Below are 15617 nucleotides of genomic sequence, written 5' to 3' on the forward strand. Positions count from 1 at the left end.
CACCATGGGGCTCGCCGCCTATTTCCGCCTGGCCCGGGCCGGCTTCGTTCTGGCGCGCGAAGGCGCGCTGTCGATCTTCGACAATGACGCGCTGCCGCCGGTGATGCAGGCCGGCGTCCGCTTCGGGCGGCTGTTCGAACGTGGCGAGGTGAAGCGCACCGGCAAGGTCGAGCGGCTCACCCGCGCCCTCAACCGGCTCGGGCCCACCTATGTGAAGCTCGGCCAGACGCTGGCCACCCGCCCGGACATCGTCGGCGCCGACGTCGCCGCCGACCTCGCGGTGCTGCAGGATGCGATGGAGCCGTTCGACGACAAGCTCGTTCCGGGGCTGCTCGAGGCGGCACTCGGTTCGCGCGCTGCCGAGCTCACCAATATCTCGCCGCCCATCGCCGCGGCCTCGATCGCCCAGGTCCATCACGCGACGCTCACCGAGGGCAATGGCGGGCACAAGGTGGCAGTGAAGATCCTCCGCCCCGGTATTCGCCAGCGCTTCCGCGCGGATATCGAGAGCCAGTATGCCGGCGCCAGGCTCGCTGAAACGCTGGTGCCGAAGCTCCGCCGCCTCCGGCCGGTCGACGTCGTGACGACGCTCGACCGCTCGGCCCGCGTCGAACTCGACCTGCGACTTGAGGCAGCGGCGATCTCGGAGTTCTACGAGAACATCAAGGACGATGCCGGCTTCGTCATCCCCAAGGTCTTGTGGGACTACACCTCGGACAGCGTGCTCACCACCACCTGGGTCGACGGCATCCCGATCCGCGACAATGCGGCACTCGATGCTGCCGGGGTCGATCGCAAGGCGCTGGCGAAGAACCTGCTGCAGGCCTTCCTCCGCCACACGGTGCGCGACGGGTTCTTTCACGCCGACCTGCACCCGGGGAACCTCTTCGCCGACCCCACGACGCACGACGTCATCGCCGTCGATTTCGGCATCATGGGCCGGATTACCCGGCGCGAGCGGCGCTTTCTCGCCGACATCCTCTACGGCTTCATCACCCGGAATTACCGGCTGATCGCCGAGCGGCATTTCGAGATCGGCTACGTGCCGCGCACCCAGTCGATCGACGACTTTGCCCTGGCGCTGCGCGCCATCGGCGAGCCGCAGCATGGCCGCCGTGTCTCCGATATCTCGATGGCGAAGGTCTTGGGGCAGCTGTTCGCCACCACCGAACTGTTCGAGATGCAGACCCGGCCGGAGCTGATCCTCCTCCAGAAGTCCATGGTGCTGGTCGAGGGCGTGGCGCGGGCACTCGATCCCGAGCTCGATATCTGGACCATTTCCGAGCCGATCGTCGGCGACTGGGTGCGCCGCTCGGCCGGCCCTCTCGGCCGGATCGAGGAGCTGAAGGATCATTTCGACACCGTGGTTGCGACCCTCGGCCGGCTGCCGGCCATCGTCACCAAGGCAGAGACGGCGCTCGACGATTACGAGCGCGACAAGAACTCGCAGGACCGCAAGTTCAACCGCTTCATGATCGTGGCTGGATTCTGGCTCGCCGCGGCGGTGCTGGTGATGGCGCTGTGGCGGCTGCTCGGACTCTGAACGCCGGTTCATCAAGCGTTCATCACTGAGGCCATACCGAGGCAACATGAGCTTGCGGCGCTTGGGACCGGCTCCTACAACGGGGGCAATGCGGCGGGCGATGTTGAGGAGAATTCCATGACCCTGAAGACCATTTCCCGGCTCGCCGGGATCCTGCTGCTCAGCGCGGGCCTCGCCGGCTGTATCGACATGACGGCGGAGATCGACGTCCAGTCGGAAACGACCGGCAAGGCGACCACTACCATGACGATGGGCGCTGATTTCTACCCGATGCTGAAGCAGATGGCCGCCGCGGGCGGTGAGAACGCCAAGCCGGACGACGGCTTCTGCAAGGAAGAGGGCGACGTCCTCACCGAGAACGCCGATGGCAGCGCCACCTGCGTCAGCGTGAAGGAAGGCGAACTCGCCAAGCTCACCGAAGAAGACGGCCCGAACAAGGATTCGAGCTTCACCGTGGTGAGCCCGGGCGTCGTGCGCGTCGCCTTCAAGACCAGCGAGATGACCAGCCAGCTCAGCGAAGGTACCGGCGGCGAACAGGACGCGCAGACCGCGGCGATGATGAAGACCTATTTCGAGGGTCACACCGCCACCATCCGCATCAAGGGCAAGAGGATCGTCGACACCAACATGACGAAGGTCGGCGACAACGCCGCCGAGGTGGTGCTGAAGTTCACCGAACTGCTCGATGGCACCGCCAAGCTGCCCGAAGAGTTCTTCGCCGTCGTCGATACGAACTGACCATGACGGATCGGGTCAAAGTCGATTTCATCTGGCTCGATCACGGCCGGGGCCTCGAAGCCCCGAAACAACAGAGCACGGGCGCGGCAGGAGTTGATCTCCTTGCCGCGCTCGGCGCTTCCGAGACCATGACGATCGAGCCCGGCAAGCGGGCCCTGGTGCCATCAGGCATGTCGATCGCGTTGCCGGCCGGCTACGAGGCGCAGGTGCGTCCGCGCTCGGGACTTGCGGCCAAGCACGGGGTCACGGTGCTCAATACTCCCGGGACGATCGACGCCGACTATCGCGGCGAGATCAAGGTAATCCTGATCAACCACGGCGACGCCCCATTCACCATCCAGCGCGGCGATCGCATCGCCCAGATGGTGGTGGCGCCGGTTTCGAGCATAGAATTCGCGCTCAGGGAGACCCTCGATGAAACCAAGCGTGGTGAAGGCGGCTTCGGTTCGACTGGCCGCTAGTTTCGGTTTTCTCGCGCTCGCGGCTGCCCCGACGCTGGCCGGCGATGCCGCCAACCTGGCACTGCTCGGTTTTTCTCCGGATGGCCGCTATTTCGGCTACGAGGAGTTCGGCATCCAGGACGGCTCGGGCTTCCCCTATTCGAACATCTTCATTCTCGATGTCGCCGAGGACAAATGGGTTGGCGGCTCGCCGTTCCGGGTCCGGCACGACGAGGAGAGCCCAACGCTCGCGGGCGTCCGCACCGAGGCGATGGCAAAGGCCGCCGGGGCATTTGCCGATCTCGACATCACCGAGCCGGCGGTTATCGAGGCGCTCAACGGCGACGGTGAAGTGGGGCATGACGGCACGACGCTCACTTTCGGCGCGCGTGGCTTCGACATGAACCCGCCACCCAACCCGGTGAAGCTGAAGATCGAGACCTTCGCATCCACCTCGACGGTCCGTTGCGTAGAGGACTTCAGCTTCGAGCCACCGGTCGGCTTCGCGCTGACGCTGGAGGCCGATGGCAAGACCACGGAACTGCATCGCGATACCAGCGTCCCCGCCTCGCGCAACTGCACCGTCGCCTACCGGCCGTACGGCATCGTGGCGCCGGTCAACTGGTCGTGGCTGGGCCGCACGCCGGTCGCCATCATCTCGGTGTTCTCGCACGGCTTCGAGGGACCGGACCGCCGCTTCATCGCCGTGCCGGTGACTGGCCTCAAGTGACCGCCCTCAGTCCGGAAGAAATAAAGCGCTATGCCCGCCACATCGTGTTGCGCGGGGTGGGTGGCGACGGCCAGCAGAAACTGAAGTCGGCGCGGGTGCTGGTGATCGGCGCCGGTGGGCTCGGGAGCCCGGCGATCGCCTATCTCGCGGCGGCCGGCGTCGGGACGCTCGGCGTGGTCGACCACGACACCGTGTCGCTCTCGAACCTGCAGCGCCAGATGATCCACCAGAGCAACGGCATCGGCACGCCCAAGGCCGAGAGCGCGGGGACGTTCGTTGCCGGGCTCAACGCGCATGTCGAGTACATCCCGCATATCGAGCGCATCACCCAGGAGAATGCCGCGCGACTGCTGGAGGGCTACCACCTGGTGCTCGATGGCACCGACAATTTCGGTACCCGCAAGATCGTCGCGGAAGCGGCGGAATCAGCTGGGATCCCGCTGGTTTCAGGAGCCGTTTCGATGTTCGACGGCCAGGTCACGGTCCTAATGCCGGGCGGCAGGCAGTTCCGCGACCTCTACCCCGATACCCCGGACGAAGCCGACTTGCCCTCCTGCGAGGTGGTCGGCGTGCTCGGCGCTGTCACCGGCGTCATCGGCACGCTGATGGCGATGGAAGCGATCAAGCTGATCACCGGCGTCGGCGATCCGCTGGTCGGCCGCCTGCTGCTCTACGATGGCAGGGCGGCGCGGTTCACGGAGTTGAACTACTAGGCTGGTATTCATCTATCCACCGGCGTCATCCGCGCGAAGGCGGGGGTCCGGTGGGATGCTTCAGGACCAGCGGACGTCGAGATATCGCACTAGGTTCCCGCCTTCGCGGGAATGACACCAGTGGTGATGGGCGACCTAGAAAGCGCAGACCGACCAGACGCGCCTACGCGTCCGGGTGCTGGAACACCAGCGTGGCGTTCGTCCCGCCGAAGCCGAAGCTGTTCGAGAGCGCGATGCCGATATCGACGTTGTCGCGGCGCTGGCGCAGGATCGGCATGTCGGCGAACACCGGATCGAGTTCCTCGATGTTGGCGCTTTCGCAGAGGAAGCGCTCCTTCATCATCAGGATGCAGTAGATCGATTCCTGCACGCCCGTCGCGCCGAGCGAGTGGCCGGTGAGCGACTTGGTGGCCGAGATCGGCGGACAGCTGTCGCCACTGCCGAACACGGTGCGGATCGCTTCCATTTCCTTCAGATCGCCGACCGGCGTCGAGGTGGCGTGCGGGTTGATGTAGTCGACCTTGCCCTTCACCGTCGAAAGCGCCTGCCGCATGCAGCGGATAGCGCCTTCGCCCGACGGCGCGACCATGTCGTAGCCATCCGAGGTGGCGCCATAGCCGACGAGTTCGGCGAGGATGTTGGCGCCGCGCGCCTTGGCGTGCTCGTATTCTTCGAGCACCAGCACTCCGGCACCGCCGGCGATGACGAAGCCGTCGCGCTTCGCATCATAGGCGCGCGAGGCTTTCTCGGGCGTCGCGTTGAAGTCGGTGGACATGGCGCCCATGGCGTCGAACAGGTTGCTGAGCGACCAGTCGAGATCCTCGTGGCCACCGGCAAAGACGATGTCCTGCTTGCCCCACTGGATCTGTTCGTAGCCCGCGCCGATGCAATGCTTCGATGTCGCGCAGGCCGAAGTGATCGAGTAGTTGACGCCCTGGATGCCGAACGGCGTCGCCAGCGTCGCCGAAGCGGTCGAGCTCATCGCCTTGGGCACAGCCAGCGGCCCGATGCGCTTGGGACCGCGCTCGCGGGTGATGTCGGCCGCTTCGATCAGGGTCGGAGTGGACGGGCCACCCGAGCCCATGATGATGCCGGTGCGCGGGTTCTTGATGTCTTTTTCTTCGAGCCCGGAATTGGCGATCGCCTCTTGCATGGCGATGTAATTCCAGGCCGCGCCCTTGCCCATGAAGCGGGTGGTACGGCGGTCGAGCACCGCGAACGGATCGAGCTTGGGCGCGCCATGCACCTGGCAGCGGAAGTTGTACTTGGCATAGTCCTCGGCGAAGACGATGCCAGACTTGGCCTCCTTAAGGCTCACGATCACTTCATCGAGATTGTTTCCGATAGAGGAGACGATCCCCATGCCGGTGACGACAACGCGCCTCATATTGCCTCCTCTTGGTCCGCGGACCCTCAGGTCCGCCGGCGGGCAGAAATCAGGTGAAAAGACCAACGCGCAGGCCGGACATCTCGTAGATGATCTGCCCGTCGGCCTTCACCCAGCCGTCGGCGATGCCGAGCACGAGCTTGGACTTCATCACCCGCTTCAGGTCGATGCCATACTCGACGAGTTTGACATCATTGGTGATCTGGCCAGAAAATTTTACGTCGCCGCAGCCGAGCGCCCGACCCTTGCCGGGCGAACCGTCCCAGCAGAGGTAGAAGCCGAGCATCTGCCAGACGGCATCGACGCCGAGGCAGCCGGGCATCACCGGATCGCCGATGAAGTGGCACTGGAAGAACCACAGGCTCGGATCGACATCGAGCTCGGCGCGCACTAGGCCCTTGCCATGCGCGCCGCCTTCGCGGCTGATCTCGGTGATGCGGTTGAACATCAGCATCGGCGGAGCGGGCAGCTGGGCATAGCCCTTGCCGAACAGCTCGCCCTTTCCGCTCAGGATCAGGTCGTCATACCCGTAGGCGTTCTTCCGATCCGTCATAGGCCGGCTTTCTCCGTCGGTCAGTTGAGACCGTTACTAGAGAGCGGGGGGCGGAGGGTCAAGCGCGCCCAAGGGCAACCCACCGCCGCGCCTGTTGCCGCGACCGACCGCCGCTTGTGCAGAGCCACCCCGAAAGTTATAAGCTGCAAGCTGATAAGCCTTGTCACCAAAGGACCCGATGACCGACCGCAGCCTCAACGTACGGACCGTTCCGTCGCGCCGACCGTGCCTGACGGCGGTGCTCCGCATGGCGGGACTGCGGCCGACACGTCAGCGCGTGGCCCTGGCCGAACTGCTGTTCGGCGGTGCGCATCGGCATGTCAGCGCCGAGCAGTTGCATGACGAAGCGGCGGCGGCGCGGGTCAATGTGTCGCTGGCGACGATCTACAACAGCCTGCACCAGTTCCGCGAAGCGGGGTTGTTGCGCGAAGTGGCGGTGGACGCGTCGCGATCGTATTTCGACACCGACACCTCGGATCACCACCACTTCTATCTCGAGGACGAGCAGCGGGTGATCGATATCCCCGCGTCGGCCATCGTCATCCAGAATCTGCCCGAGCCGCCGCGCGGCATGGACATCACGCACGTCGACGTGGTGGTGCGGGTGCGGAAGGTTCGGGGCTAAGGGTTTACCTCAACCACCGGCTTGCCTTCTCCCCTTGTGGGAGAAGGTGGCGCGAAGCGCCGGTGTCAGCCTCAGTCGAACGCTTCGTCCTTGTAGACGCCCCAGAGATCGCCCTGGTGCAGGTAGCCGTCGAAGACCTGCGGGCTGCCGTTCAGCGGGTGGGTGGTGGCGGCCACCTTGCACCATTTGCCGTCGCATTCCTTGATGTCGACGCGGAAGCTTGGGGTCAGCCAGGCGCGGACGCCGGCATCGTCGTTGGCATCGCTGCGCAGGGCCACCGGCTCGGCGGCAGCGGGCGTCACGAGGCCGGCGCGCTTGCCCTGCAGGAGGTTCTGGTGCAGCCAGCCCTCGGAGCCGTCGACGTCGCGGATTTTACGCCAGGTATCGAATTCCTGGATGATCTCGACTGGAGTGCCGGCCTTCACATAGACCCAGGCCACGTCGTATTTCGTGCCCGGGCCGACCCGCACGTTGATTGGGTTGGAGCGGGTGGTGACGAAGCGCGGCAGCGGCAGGCCGCTCGGCCCTTCGGCAGCGAGCGGGGCAATAGGCATGCCCATCCCGGCCGTGGCCAGAATTGCGAAAACGGCGGCGCGCAGAATCGCGGAATTCTGCCGCCCGTGGGAGCGCCTCGTCAGGAGCATGGAGCTGACTTTGCCGAACATGACTTTGCAGGGATGTGCTTTTTTCCTACACTTATGCAAAAGACCTTAATGGTCGCTGAAAGCGCCTGATTTGACCCTCAGCCGGCCCAAAATTTTCGTTACCCGGCGCCTCCCCGAGCAGGTCGAGGCCCGGATGGCGACGCTGTTCGATACGACCTGCAAGCCGGTGGATGGGGCGCTCAGCCCTGACGCCATCATCGAGGGCGTTCAGGGCAAGGACGTGCTGGTCTCCTCGATCAACGACCGGATCGACGCCGAGCTGATCGCCCGGCTGCCGCCGGAGCTGAAACTCATCGCCCAGTTCGGCAACGGTTTCGACAATATCGATATCGAAGCGGCCTATGCTGCTGGGCTCACCGTCACTAACACGCCATCGGTACTGACCGAGGACACTGCCGACATGGCGGTGATGCTGATGCTGGCGCTACCGCGCCGGCTGGTCGAGGGCGCCGAGGTGCTGCCCACCACCGGCGAGTGGCCGGGCTGGTCGCCGACCTGGATGCTGGGGCGCCGACTGCGCGGCAAGGCCCTCGGCATCGTCGGCATGGGGCGGATCGGCACCGCCGTGGCGCATCGGGCCCGCAGCTTCGGGCTGAACATCCACTATTTCTCGCGCCATCGCCGGCCGCCTCAGATCGAGGAGACACTGGGCGCCACCTACTGGGAATCGCTCGACGACATGGTGGGCGAGGTGGACATCGTCTCGCTGCACACCCCGCTCAGCCGCTCCACCCATCACATCCTCAACGCGGCGCGCCTCGCCGGGATGCGGCAGGACGCCTATGTGGTGAACGTCTCGCGGCCCGAGCTGGTCGACGAGGCGGCGCTGATCGGCGAGATCGAGAATGGACACCTGTCGGGCGCGGCGCTCGATGTGTTCGAGAGCCGCAACGGCATCGACCCGCGGCTGCTGCAGCTGGCCCGCGACAACAAGGTCGTGCTGACTGCCCACATGGCATCAGCGACGCTCGAAGCGCGGCTCGAGATGGGCGAGACAGTCATCGTCAATATCCGCGCCTTCATCGACGGCGCCCAGCCGCCGCATCGCGTACTGCCGGAAGGGCGCGGCAAGCTGGCCCGCGGCTAGTTCCTCCCTATTGTACCGAAAGCTCCTTGAGCCGCCCCTCGAGAAACCGCTGCTCGGCGGCCTGGTGCGTCAGCTCCAGCGCCGCGATGTAGGCCGCTCGCGCCTCGTCCTTCCGGCCAAGCCGGCGCAGCAGGTCGGCGCGTGTCGCGTGCAGGTAGCGGAACTCCCGCAAAGCCCCAGCCTGGAGAATCACCTCGATTTCGCGCAGCCCGGCCTCCGGCCCGTCCCGCATGGCCACCGCCACGGCGCGGTTCAGCGCAACCACCGGCGAGGCATCGGCTCGTACCAGGAGGTCGTAGAGCCGCACGACCTGATCCCAATCGGTCGCCTCGGCACTCGCCGCGGTCGCATGCTCGGCGGCAATTGCCGCCTCGATCGCGTAGGCGGTCAGCTCCGGCCGTGCCATGACCCGTTCGACCAGCGCGACGCCCTCGGCGATTTCGGCCCGGTCCCAGAGCCGGCGATCCTGATCGGCAATCAGCACGAGATCGCCGGCGGCATCGGTTCGGGCGTCGCGCCGGGAGTGCTGCAGCAACATTAGCGCCAGCAGCCCCTCGGTCTCCGAATCGGGTTCCGGCAGCAGCGCGATGAGCAGCCTGCCAAGCCGAATCGCCTCGGCGCAGAGGTCGGTGCGCAGCAACTGGGCACCGTGGCTCGCCGCGTAGCCCTCGTTGAAGATGAGGTAGATGGTGCGCAGCACCGCATCGAGCCGCTTTGCGAGGTCCTGCGGCTCGGGCACCTCGTAGGGCAGCTCGAGCTCGCGGATGCGGTTCTTCGCCCGCACGATGCGCTGCGCGATGGTGGTGGGCTTGGCCAGAAACGCCGCCGCGATCTCCTCCGTCAGCAGTCCGCAGGTCTCGCGCAGGGTCATGGCGATCTGCGCGTCGGGAGGGACCTCGGGGTGGCAGCACACGAAGATCAGCCGCAACTGGTCATCGGCGATGGACTCGGGCTCGGGCGCCATCTGCGCCTCCTCTTCAAGCGCCAGCTCGGCGGCGACAACGTCGAACCGGGCCTTGCGACGGATCCGGTCGATGGCCTTGAAACGGCCGGCGGACACCAGCCAGGCCCGTGGATTGGCCGGCATGCCGTCGCGGGGCCATTGCTCTGCCGCGGCAAGAAAGGCGTCGTTCAGCGCCTCCTCGGCCCGATCGAAATCGCGCAGCAGCCGGATCAGCGTCGCCAGCACACGGCGCGATTCGGTGCGCCAGACAGTCTCGATGTTGATGGTGGCCACCGCGCCCTGCCTAGCCGTCGGCCTTGTCGTGGCGTGGCACATGGTAGATCGGCCGCACCTCGATGGTGCCGTATTTGGCCAGCGGAATGCCGCCGGCAATGCGGATGGCATCGTTGAGGTCGCGCGCTTCGATCAGGATGAAGCCGCCCAGCTGTTCCTTGGTCTCGAGAAACGGCCCGTCGGTCGCAGAGACCTTCCCGTCGCGCACCCTCACGAGCACCGCGGTCTCCGGCGGCTGCAGCGCCTGGGCTCGCACCAGGTTGCCGCTCTGCGCCAGTTCCTTGTCGTAGCCCATCGAGTCGATATCGAGCGCCTTTCGCTCGGCGGCGTCGAGGTTGGCGAAGACCTGCTTGTCGTCGAAATGGACGAGACAGACGTACAGCATGTTCGGGTTCTCCCAGGATGTTGTCAGCTAATCGAACGCCGATGCCGTGTTTCGACAGAAACTCAGCCAGATTTTTGCGCCTCTGTCGAACCCAGGCGACCTGCAGCGCATTTTAGCGATTTCGTAACCCTCCGCTTCACCACACCGCTTCACCGCGCGCTAAGCGCTTCTCCGGATGGGACAACGCAACAACGCCGATCTTTGGCATCATGAAGCCGAATGCAGGAGCCTTGGGGGCTTTCCCAGCGATGTTTGCCGGCCTGAGCCATGCGCGTGAGCAGACGGAACTGCCCGTCCGTGTCCGCTCGCGCCTGTTGTCGCTGGCAACGGTACTGCTGGTGGTCACGCTGGTGGTGACCTCTATCGCCGGCTTCATCCATGTCAGCACGCAGCAGCGCATCCTCACAGATCTGAGGGTACATGGCGAACATCTGCGCTCGATGTACCAATCACTCATCGAAGCCGACGCCGATGCCATGCATTTTCTCACCGGCGAGACCGGGGCGCTGCGCACGCACCTGGCCCATGCGGCGCGCCTTGCCGGCCCCGAGGCCGATATCTTCGGCGAGGTGGCGCCGGTCAGCGCCGGCAAGCCGATCCCCGATCTGGTGCAGCAGCTGGTTGCCGACTGGACGGAAGCGATCGGACTGGCGACCGCGGGCAACGGGCAGGCCGGGTTGACGCTGCTCACCGGCCGCCACACCGGCGAGACCCTCACTGCCATCGGCACCGAGGTGGGCCGGGTGCTGAGCGCTTCCGATGCGCGGCTCGCCCTCCATGACGAGCGCATCCAGGTGGGTACGCTGCTGGTGCTGGTGTTGCAGCTGGGGGCCGGGTTGCTGGCCATTCTCGGGCTGCTCTATGCCTTCCGCTCCAGCGCCTCGGAGGCCGACGGCCGTGCGGCGGCGGTGGCCTCGGCGGATCGCTCGCGCGAGCAGGTGGCGCGGCTGTTCGAGATGGCGGATGTGCTGCAGAGCGCCGCTGACCATGCCGATGCCAATGCAGTGCTGAAGGCCACGGCGATCGAGCTGGTGCCCGGCTTTTCGGGGGCACTCTACGTGTTCAACAACTCACGCGACCGGCTGGTGCTGTCGACCACCTGGGCGCGGGCCGAGCATGATGCGCTGCCCGAAACCATCAATCCCGGCACGTGCTGGGCGCTGAAGCGCGGCAAGCCGCATTTCAACCGCGGCGACAGCAACAAGCTCTGCTGCGCGCATCACGTGGGATCCGAAACCACCCTCGAGATTCCGATGATCGCCCGCGGCGAGATCGTGGGGCTGCTGCAGCTGTTCGCCTCGGGCATCAGCGCGGTCGAGCGGCTGGAGCAGGTAACGGGGCTCGGCTCAGCCCTCGCCGATGGCATGAGCCTGGCGCTCGCCAATATGGCGCTGCGCGAAAAGCTCAGGAACCAGGCGCTGCGCGACCCGCTGACCGGGCTCTACAACCGCCGCTACATGGAAGACTGTCTGCAGCGCTTCGTCCGTCTGGCCGAGCGCGAGAACCGCGAGATTTCGCTGATCATGGTCGATCTCGACCACTTCAAGCGGCTCAACGACGAGCACGGCCACAGCTTCGGCGACCAGGTGCTGCGCGATACGGCGCTGGCGCTCACCGGATCACTGCGGGAAACCGACATCGTTTGCCGCTTCGGTGGCGAAGAACTCGTGGTGATCCTGCCCGATTGCCCGCTCGAACGCGCTGCCGACAAGGCGGAACTGCTGCGGTTGAGGATCGAGGAGCTGAGCAATACGCACGGCACCGACATCTCGGCGTCGTTCGGCGTCGCCTCGTTGCCGCACACCTCGCAGAGCGTCAGCGACCTGCTGGTTGCCGCCGACCAGGCGCTCTACAAGGCCAAGCAAGCAGGCCGCAACCAGGTGGTCAGAGCCCCGCTGCGACCGTTCCGCGTGGACCGGGCTGCCGACGACGCGGCGCAGCTGGAAGAGTTCCCCCGCGCCGCCGCGGAGTGAACTCAGCCGGTCAGGCCGTAGCGGCCGACGAGCACCGGAATCGACTCGAAATGCATCTCGATGCCGTAGCGGCTCCAGATCTCCGCCGCTGCACCGAGGTCGAGTTCGGGTTTGCCGAGCACGGCCGCCATCTCGCGGAAGTAGTCCTCGAAGCCGCCGGGCGAGATGATCTCGAGCAGCCGGGCGGGTTCGTCGCCGGCGTTCCAGAAGGCGTGCGGCACGGCTCGGGGCTTCAGCACCAGGTCGCCCGGGCCGGCTTCCAGCACCTCGTCGCCCAGTTGCAGCCCGATCTTGCCCTCGAGGATGAAGGAGTATTCGTCCTCGCGGCTGTGAGTATGCAGCGGTGCGCCAAGCGAGCGCGGCGGCAGCGGATGCTCGACCAGCGAGAAACCACCGCCGGTCGTGGCGCTGTCGAGCATGAAGCGAACACCCAGCGCTCTCAGCTGCACGCGATCGCCGGCCTCAGGGCCGAGCAGGTGATCGAAATAGGTCATGGCAGATCTCCATTTCAATGTACGCCCCGCTCATTCAATTGCCACACTTGCGGGCCTGAGTCAATTTCGATAAACATGTTGATCAATGAATAGATCGTACCGGCAGAACAAGCGCGCCGAAACCGCGGCGGAAACCCGGCGGCGGATCGTCGAGGCGACGGTGGAGCTGCATCGCACCGTTGGTCCGCGGCATACCACCGTGGCCGAGGTGGCGCGCCGCGCCGGGGTCGAGCGCCTCACCGTGTACAACCACTTTCCCGACGAAGCCGACATGGTGCGGGCCTGCCAGGGGCACTGGCTGGCTCTCCATCCGCCGCCCGATCGTGCCGGCTGGGCGGCGACTTCCGATCCGGAAGCGCGGCTGCGTCAGGCCCTCACCAGTCTTTATGCCTGGTTCGAGGAGACCGAGGAGATGACCAGCCGGGTGGTCCGCGACGCGCCGGACCTGCCCTCGTTCGAGTTCATCGTGAAGGGGTGGATCGAGCAGAACCGGCGCACCGTCGAGATCTTGTCCGAGGGTCGGGCCCTGACATCACGGCTGGAGGCAGCGCTGCGAACGGTCACCAGCTTTCACACCTGGCAGGTGCTGCGCCGGCAGGCGGGGCTGGGAAACGATGCGGCGATTGCGCTGGCGATGGACTGGGTGAGCGCAGCCGAACGCGCTTAGGGGAAGAGCCGCTTCGACAGCATGGTTTCGTACTGCAACTGCTGCTGAACCAGCTTTTGCTGCTGCAGGTCGCGCTGGATGCGGCTCAGCGTGGCGTCCAGTTGCGTCTGCAGGGTCCGCTCTGCGGTGGATTGCGCCAGCTCCTGCTGCAGGCAGAGGGTGCGCTTCAGGTCGTTGCCGGTATAGCCATCCTTGGCGCTGTCATGCAGCGGATAGCAATAAGCTTGCGCCCCCGAACTGAGGGCGACGACGGCGAGCGATGCAAGCAAGATGCGCATGGGGCGAATCTGGGGACTCCGGGCCGCTGGCGCAAGTCACGATCACGCGCGCGGTGCGGCGGTGCTTTGGCGGACGATCAGTTCGAGCGGCAGGCTTTCGCGATGCACGCTGCCATCATGCTCGAGGATGGTCTTTACCGCGCGGCGGCCGATCTCGGCGATCGGCTGGACGACGGTGGTGAGCGGCGGTTTGGCGATGGCGGCTTCCGGCACGCCGTCAAAGCCGACGATCGAGATATCGCCGGGCACGCTGATGCCGCGTTCGGCCAGCATTTCCAGCGCGAACATCGCCACGCGGTCGGACATGGCGAGGATGGCGGTCGGCCGTTCGGGGCCCGCGAGGATGTGGTCGAGCCCGCGGCGCACGCTGTCAGCGGTGCTGCGGGTTTCGTAGATCGGGATCGACTCGCGATCGACGCCGTAGAGCGCCAGTTCCTCGAAATAGCCGTAGGCGCGGTCGCGTGAGGTGGAATAGGTGGCCGCCGCAATCTCGGCGCCGCCGACCGGCCCCTCGTGCTGGTCGTCCAGCTCGAGGGCGAGGACGCCGAAGCGGCGGTGGCCGAGCTGCGCCAGGTGCCGGGCCGCCATCTGGGCGCCGGCATAGTCGTCGACGCCGATGGCGGAGATGGTCTCGTCGGGCTTGCCGAGCGCCAGCGCCACAAAGGGCAGCTGCCGCTCGCGGGTCAGCTCCACCAGCTTCTCGCCGTTCTCGATGCAGAGCAGCACGAAGCCATCGACCAGCGCGCTCTGGATATTCCAGGCGAGCCGCTCGCTGTTGCGGGCCGAGACCAGCGCCAGCCCGGCGCCGCGCTCGTCGCAGGCTTCCGAGATCCCCTGCATCAGCACACGGGCGAACGGATCGTCGAAGAAATAGGACAGCGGCTCGGCGGTGGCGACGCCGATGGCGTTGGACTTGCCGGCGCGCAACAGGCGGCCGCGTGGGTCGGGACCGGCATAGCCGAGATCGCGGGCGGTCTGCTGCACCCGTTCGCGCACTTCCGGGCGAACCAGGTCGGGCCGGCTGAAGACGTTGGACGCCGTTCCCTGTGAAACCCCCGCGGCTTTCGCCACATCGCTCAACCGCACCAGATCGCGTGCCATCCGAACCTTTCCTGCTTGCCGGGGCCTCGCGTTGCCCGGCCTTGTTCGCATCGTACCCAAGTCCTTCTCATATAGCACGCTTTTGTATCGGTTCAAATTCTGCTTGACTCGAAGGCTCGCCTGCGTATCATTGAACCGATTCAAAAGATCAATCCGCCGACCGATTGAATCGGTTCAAGTCGAAAGGAGACTTGTGATGATTCCCGCCAGCTATCTCTACAAGGATGCCTACAAGCAGCACTGGGGCGAGGATTTCGCCCGCCGGTCGGGCGAGGAGCCCTGGGAAGTGCACCGCGACGCCGGACTCTGGGAAAAGCCAGCGCTGTGGCGCCGGCTTTCCAGCCTCGCCGCCCGCCTGTCCGGATCGACGGGGCGTGCCACCGACACTTCGGCTTCGGGGCACCACTGCCCCGAAGCGACCGATCGCAAGCCGGCGCTGCCCGCCTAACGTTGCTCCGGCCAGGCGCCGCTTTCGCGCTGCGCTTTCTCCCGATCGAGGGTCTCGCCCGAGACCTCGTCGTGGACGAAGTCCTCGACCTCGGAGACGCGGCGCACCTCGACCTCCTCGCCTTCACCCCACATCGGGATCTTCTTCACCCAGCCGATGGCCTCGTCGAGCGAGTCGGCCTTGATGATCCAGAAGCCGCCGATCAACTCCTTGGCCTCGGTGAACGGCCCATCCTTGACCACCAGCTTGCCGCCCTGCATGACCACCTTGGCGCCGGTCTTCGACGGTTGCAGGCCCTCACCCGCCAGCAACACGCCGGCGTCGATCATCTCCTTGTTGAGCTTGCCCATCGCGGCGAGCAGTTCTGAGCTCGGCGGCGGCGAGGGTTCCTTGCCTTTGACGATGATCATGTAGCGCATGTGGGGTCTCCCAGTTTGGTGGCCTGTACCCCCAATCCTGCGTCAAAAGAAAAGGCACGGTCAAACAAGGGCCCACCTGCGCCAACTCAGCATGCGCCAGCGCACGGTCCTGCCTGCTGTTGCGGCAGGCGCGG

General features: G+C 65.9%; 19 protein-coding genes. 10 read left to right on the forward strand and 9 right to left on the reverse strand.

Going from position 1 to position 15617, the window contains the following annotated elements:
- The first annotated feature begins 4 nt into the window (after positions 1–4).
- From ubiB to AC1DYL_RS15525, 5 genes are all read left to right on the forward strand, one after another.
- The gene (gene ubiB, locus AC1DYL_RS15505; RefSeq protein ID WP_477173852.1) at positions 5–1543 is read left to right on the forward strand and encodes a 2-polyprenylphenol 6-hydroxylase; all 1539 of its coding nucleotides are present in this window, start codon (positions 5–7) and stop codon (positions 1541–1543) included.
- 117 nt (positions 1544–1660) lie between these two features.
- On the forward strand, positions 1661–2281 hold the full coding sequence (locus AC1DYL_RS15510; RefSeq protein ID WP_477151609.1) for a hypothetical protein: 621 nt from the start codon (positions 1661–1663) through the stop codon (positions 2279–2281).
- 2 nt (positions 2282–2283) lie between these two features.
- On the forward strand, positions 2284–2742 hold the full coding sequence (gene dut / locus AC1DYL_RS15515) for a dUTP diphosphatase (RefSeq protein WP_477173853.1): 459 nt from the start codon (positions 2284–2286) through the stop codon (positions 2740–2742).
- Positions 2696–3451 (forward strand): DUF2259 domain-containing protein, encoded by a 756-nt coding sequence (locus tag AC1DYL_RS15520; protein WP_477173854.1) that lies wholly within the window; start codon positions 2696–2698, stop codon positions 3449–3451. Before dut ends, AC1DYL_RS15520 begins: the two co-directional genes overlap by 47 nt.
- Positions 3448–4164 carry a HesA/MoeB/ThiF family protein gene (locus AC1DYL_RS15525; protein WP_477151612.1) on the forward strand — a complete coding sequence of 239 codons (717 nt, stop codon included), beginning with the start codon at positions 3448–3450 and terminating at the stop codon, positions 4162–4164. Before AC1DYL_RS15520 ends, AC1DYL_RS15525 begins: the two co-directional genes overlap by 4 nt.
- Positions 4165–4327: 163 nt before the next feature.
- On the opposite strand, the gene fabB is transcribed toward AC1DYL_RS15525, so the two are convergent.
- Together fabB and fabA are read right to left on the reverse strand one after the other, a co-directional pair.
- Entirely contained in the window at positions 4328–5551 is a 1224-nt protein-coding gene (fabB, locus tag AC1DYL_RS15530) for a beta-ketoacyl-ACP synthase I (RefSeq protein WP_477173855.1), read from the reverse strand.
- Positions 5552–5600: 49 nt separating this feature from the next.
- The gene (fabA, locus tag AC1DYL_RS15535) at positions 5601–6104 is read right to left on the reverse strand and encodes a 3-hydroxyacyl-[acyl-carrier-protein] dehydratase FabA (RefSeq protein WP_477151614.1); all 504 of its coding nucleotides are present in this window, start codon (positions 6102–6104) and stop codon (positions 5601–5603) included.
- Between the two features lie 178 nt (positions 6105–6282).
- Here fabA and irrA point away from each other — a divergent pair, with 178 nt between their 5' ends.
- A complete protein-coding gene (gene irrA, locus AC1DYL_RS15540; RefSeq protein ID WP_477151615.1) occupies positions 6283–6729 on the forward strand; it encodes an iron response transcriptional regulator IrrA in 447 nt (148 codons plus the stop codon).
- 71 nt (positions 6730–6800) lie between these two features.
- Here the strand turns inward: irrA and AC1DYL_RS15545 are convergent, their stop codons facing one another.
- Entirely contained in the window at positions 6801–7283 is a 483-nt protein-coding gene (locus AC1DYL_RS15545) for an SH3 domain-containing protein (RefSeq protein ID WP_477151616.1), read from the reverse strand.
- A 244-nt stretch (positions 7284–7527) separates the two neighbouring features.
- On the opposite strand from AC1DYL_RS15545, the gene AC1DYL_RS15550 reads away from it, so the two are divergent.
- Complete coding sequence (locus tag AC1DYL_RS15550; RefSeq protein ID WP_477151617.1) at positions 7528–8481, forward strand: 2-hydroxyacid dehydrogenase; 954 nt, start codon at positions 7528–7530, stop codon at positions 8479–8481.
- Positions 8482–8488: 7 nt separating this feature from the next.
- Here the strand turns inward: AC1DYL_RS15550 and AC1DYL_RS15555 are convergent, their stop codons facing one another.
- Positions 8489–9718, reverse strand: coding sequence for an RNA polymerase sigma factor (locus tag AC1DYL_RS15555; protein ID WP_477173856.1), 1230 nt, complete (start codon positions 9716–9718; stop codon positions 8489–8491).
- Positions 9719–9728: 10 nt separating this feature from the next.
- Entirely contained in the window at positions 9729–10103 is a 375-nt protein-coding gene (locus tag AC1DYL_RS15560; RefSeq protein WP_477151619.1) for a YciI family protein, read from the reverse strand.
- Between the two features lie 248 nt (positions 10104–10351).
- On the opposite strand from AC1DYL_RS15560, the gene AC1DYL_RS15565 reads away from it, so the two are divergent.
- Complete coding sequence (locus AC1DYL_RS15565; RefSeq protein ID WP_477151620.1) at positions 10352–12076, forward strand: GGDEF domain-containing protein; 1725 nt, start codon at positions 10352–10354, stop codon at positions 12074–12076.
- Positions 12077–12078: 2 nt separating this feature from the next.
- On the opposite strand, the gene AC1DYL_RS15570 is transcribed toward AC1DYL_RS15565, so the two are convergent.
- Positions 12079–12570, reverse strand: a complete 492-nt coding sequence (locus AC1DYL_RS15570) for a cupin domain-containing protein (protein WP_477173857.1) — start codon at positions 12568–12570, stop codon at positions 12079–12081.
- A gap of 85 nt (positions 12571–12655) precedes the next feature.
- Between AC1DYL_RS15570 and AC1DYL_RS15575 the strand changes: the two genes are divergently transcribed.
- Positions 12656–13237 carry a TetR/AcrR family transcriptional regulator gene (locus AC1DYL_RS15575; protein WP_477173858.1) on the forward strand — a complete coding sequence of 194 codons (582 nt, stop codon included), beginning with the start codon at positions 12656–12658 and terminating at the stop codon, positions 13235–13237.
- On the opposite strand, the gene AC1DYL_RS15580 is transcribed toward AC1DYL_RS15575, so the two are convergent.
- Positions 13234–13515, reverse strand: coding sequence for a hypothetical protein (locus tag AC1DYL_RS15580; RefSeq protein WP_477173859.1), 282 nt, complete (start codon positions 13513–13515; stop codon positions 13234–13236). The genes AC1DYL_RS15575 and AC1DYL_RS15580 overlap by 4 nt on opposite strands.
- A gap of 42 nt (positions 13516–13557) precedes the next feature.
- The gene (locus tag AC1DYL_RS15585) at positions 13558–14616 is read right to left on the reverse strand and encodes a LacI family DNA-binding transcriptional regulator (protein ID WP_477158494.1); all 1059 of its coding nucleotides are present in this window, start codon (positions 14614–14616) and stop codon (positions 13558–13560) included.
- A 196-nt stretch (positions 14617–14812) separates the two neighbouring features.
- Between AC1DYL_RS15585 and AC1DYL_RS15590 the strand changes: the two genes are divergently transcribed.
- Complete coding sequence (locus tag AC1DYL_RS15590) at positions 14813–15064, forward strand: hypothetical protein (RefSeq protein WP_477151625.1); 252 nt, start codon at positions 14813–14815, stop codon at positions 15062–15064.
- Here the strand turns inward: AC1DYL_RS15590 and AC1DYL_RS15595 are convergent.
- On the reverse strand, positions 15061–15483 hold the full coding sequence (locus AC1DYL_RS15595; RefSeq protein WP_477173860.1) for a YciI family protein: 423 nt from the start codon (positions 15481–15483) through the stop codon (positions 15061–15063). The two genes, AC1DYL_RS15590 and AC1DYL_RS15595, sit on opposite strands and share 4 nt — an antisense overlap.
- Positions 15484–15617: the final 134 nt, after the last annotated feature.

The sequence above is a fragment of the Devosia sp. P1_H9 genome (genome assembly GCF_056405135.1).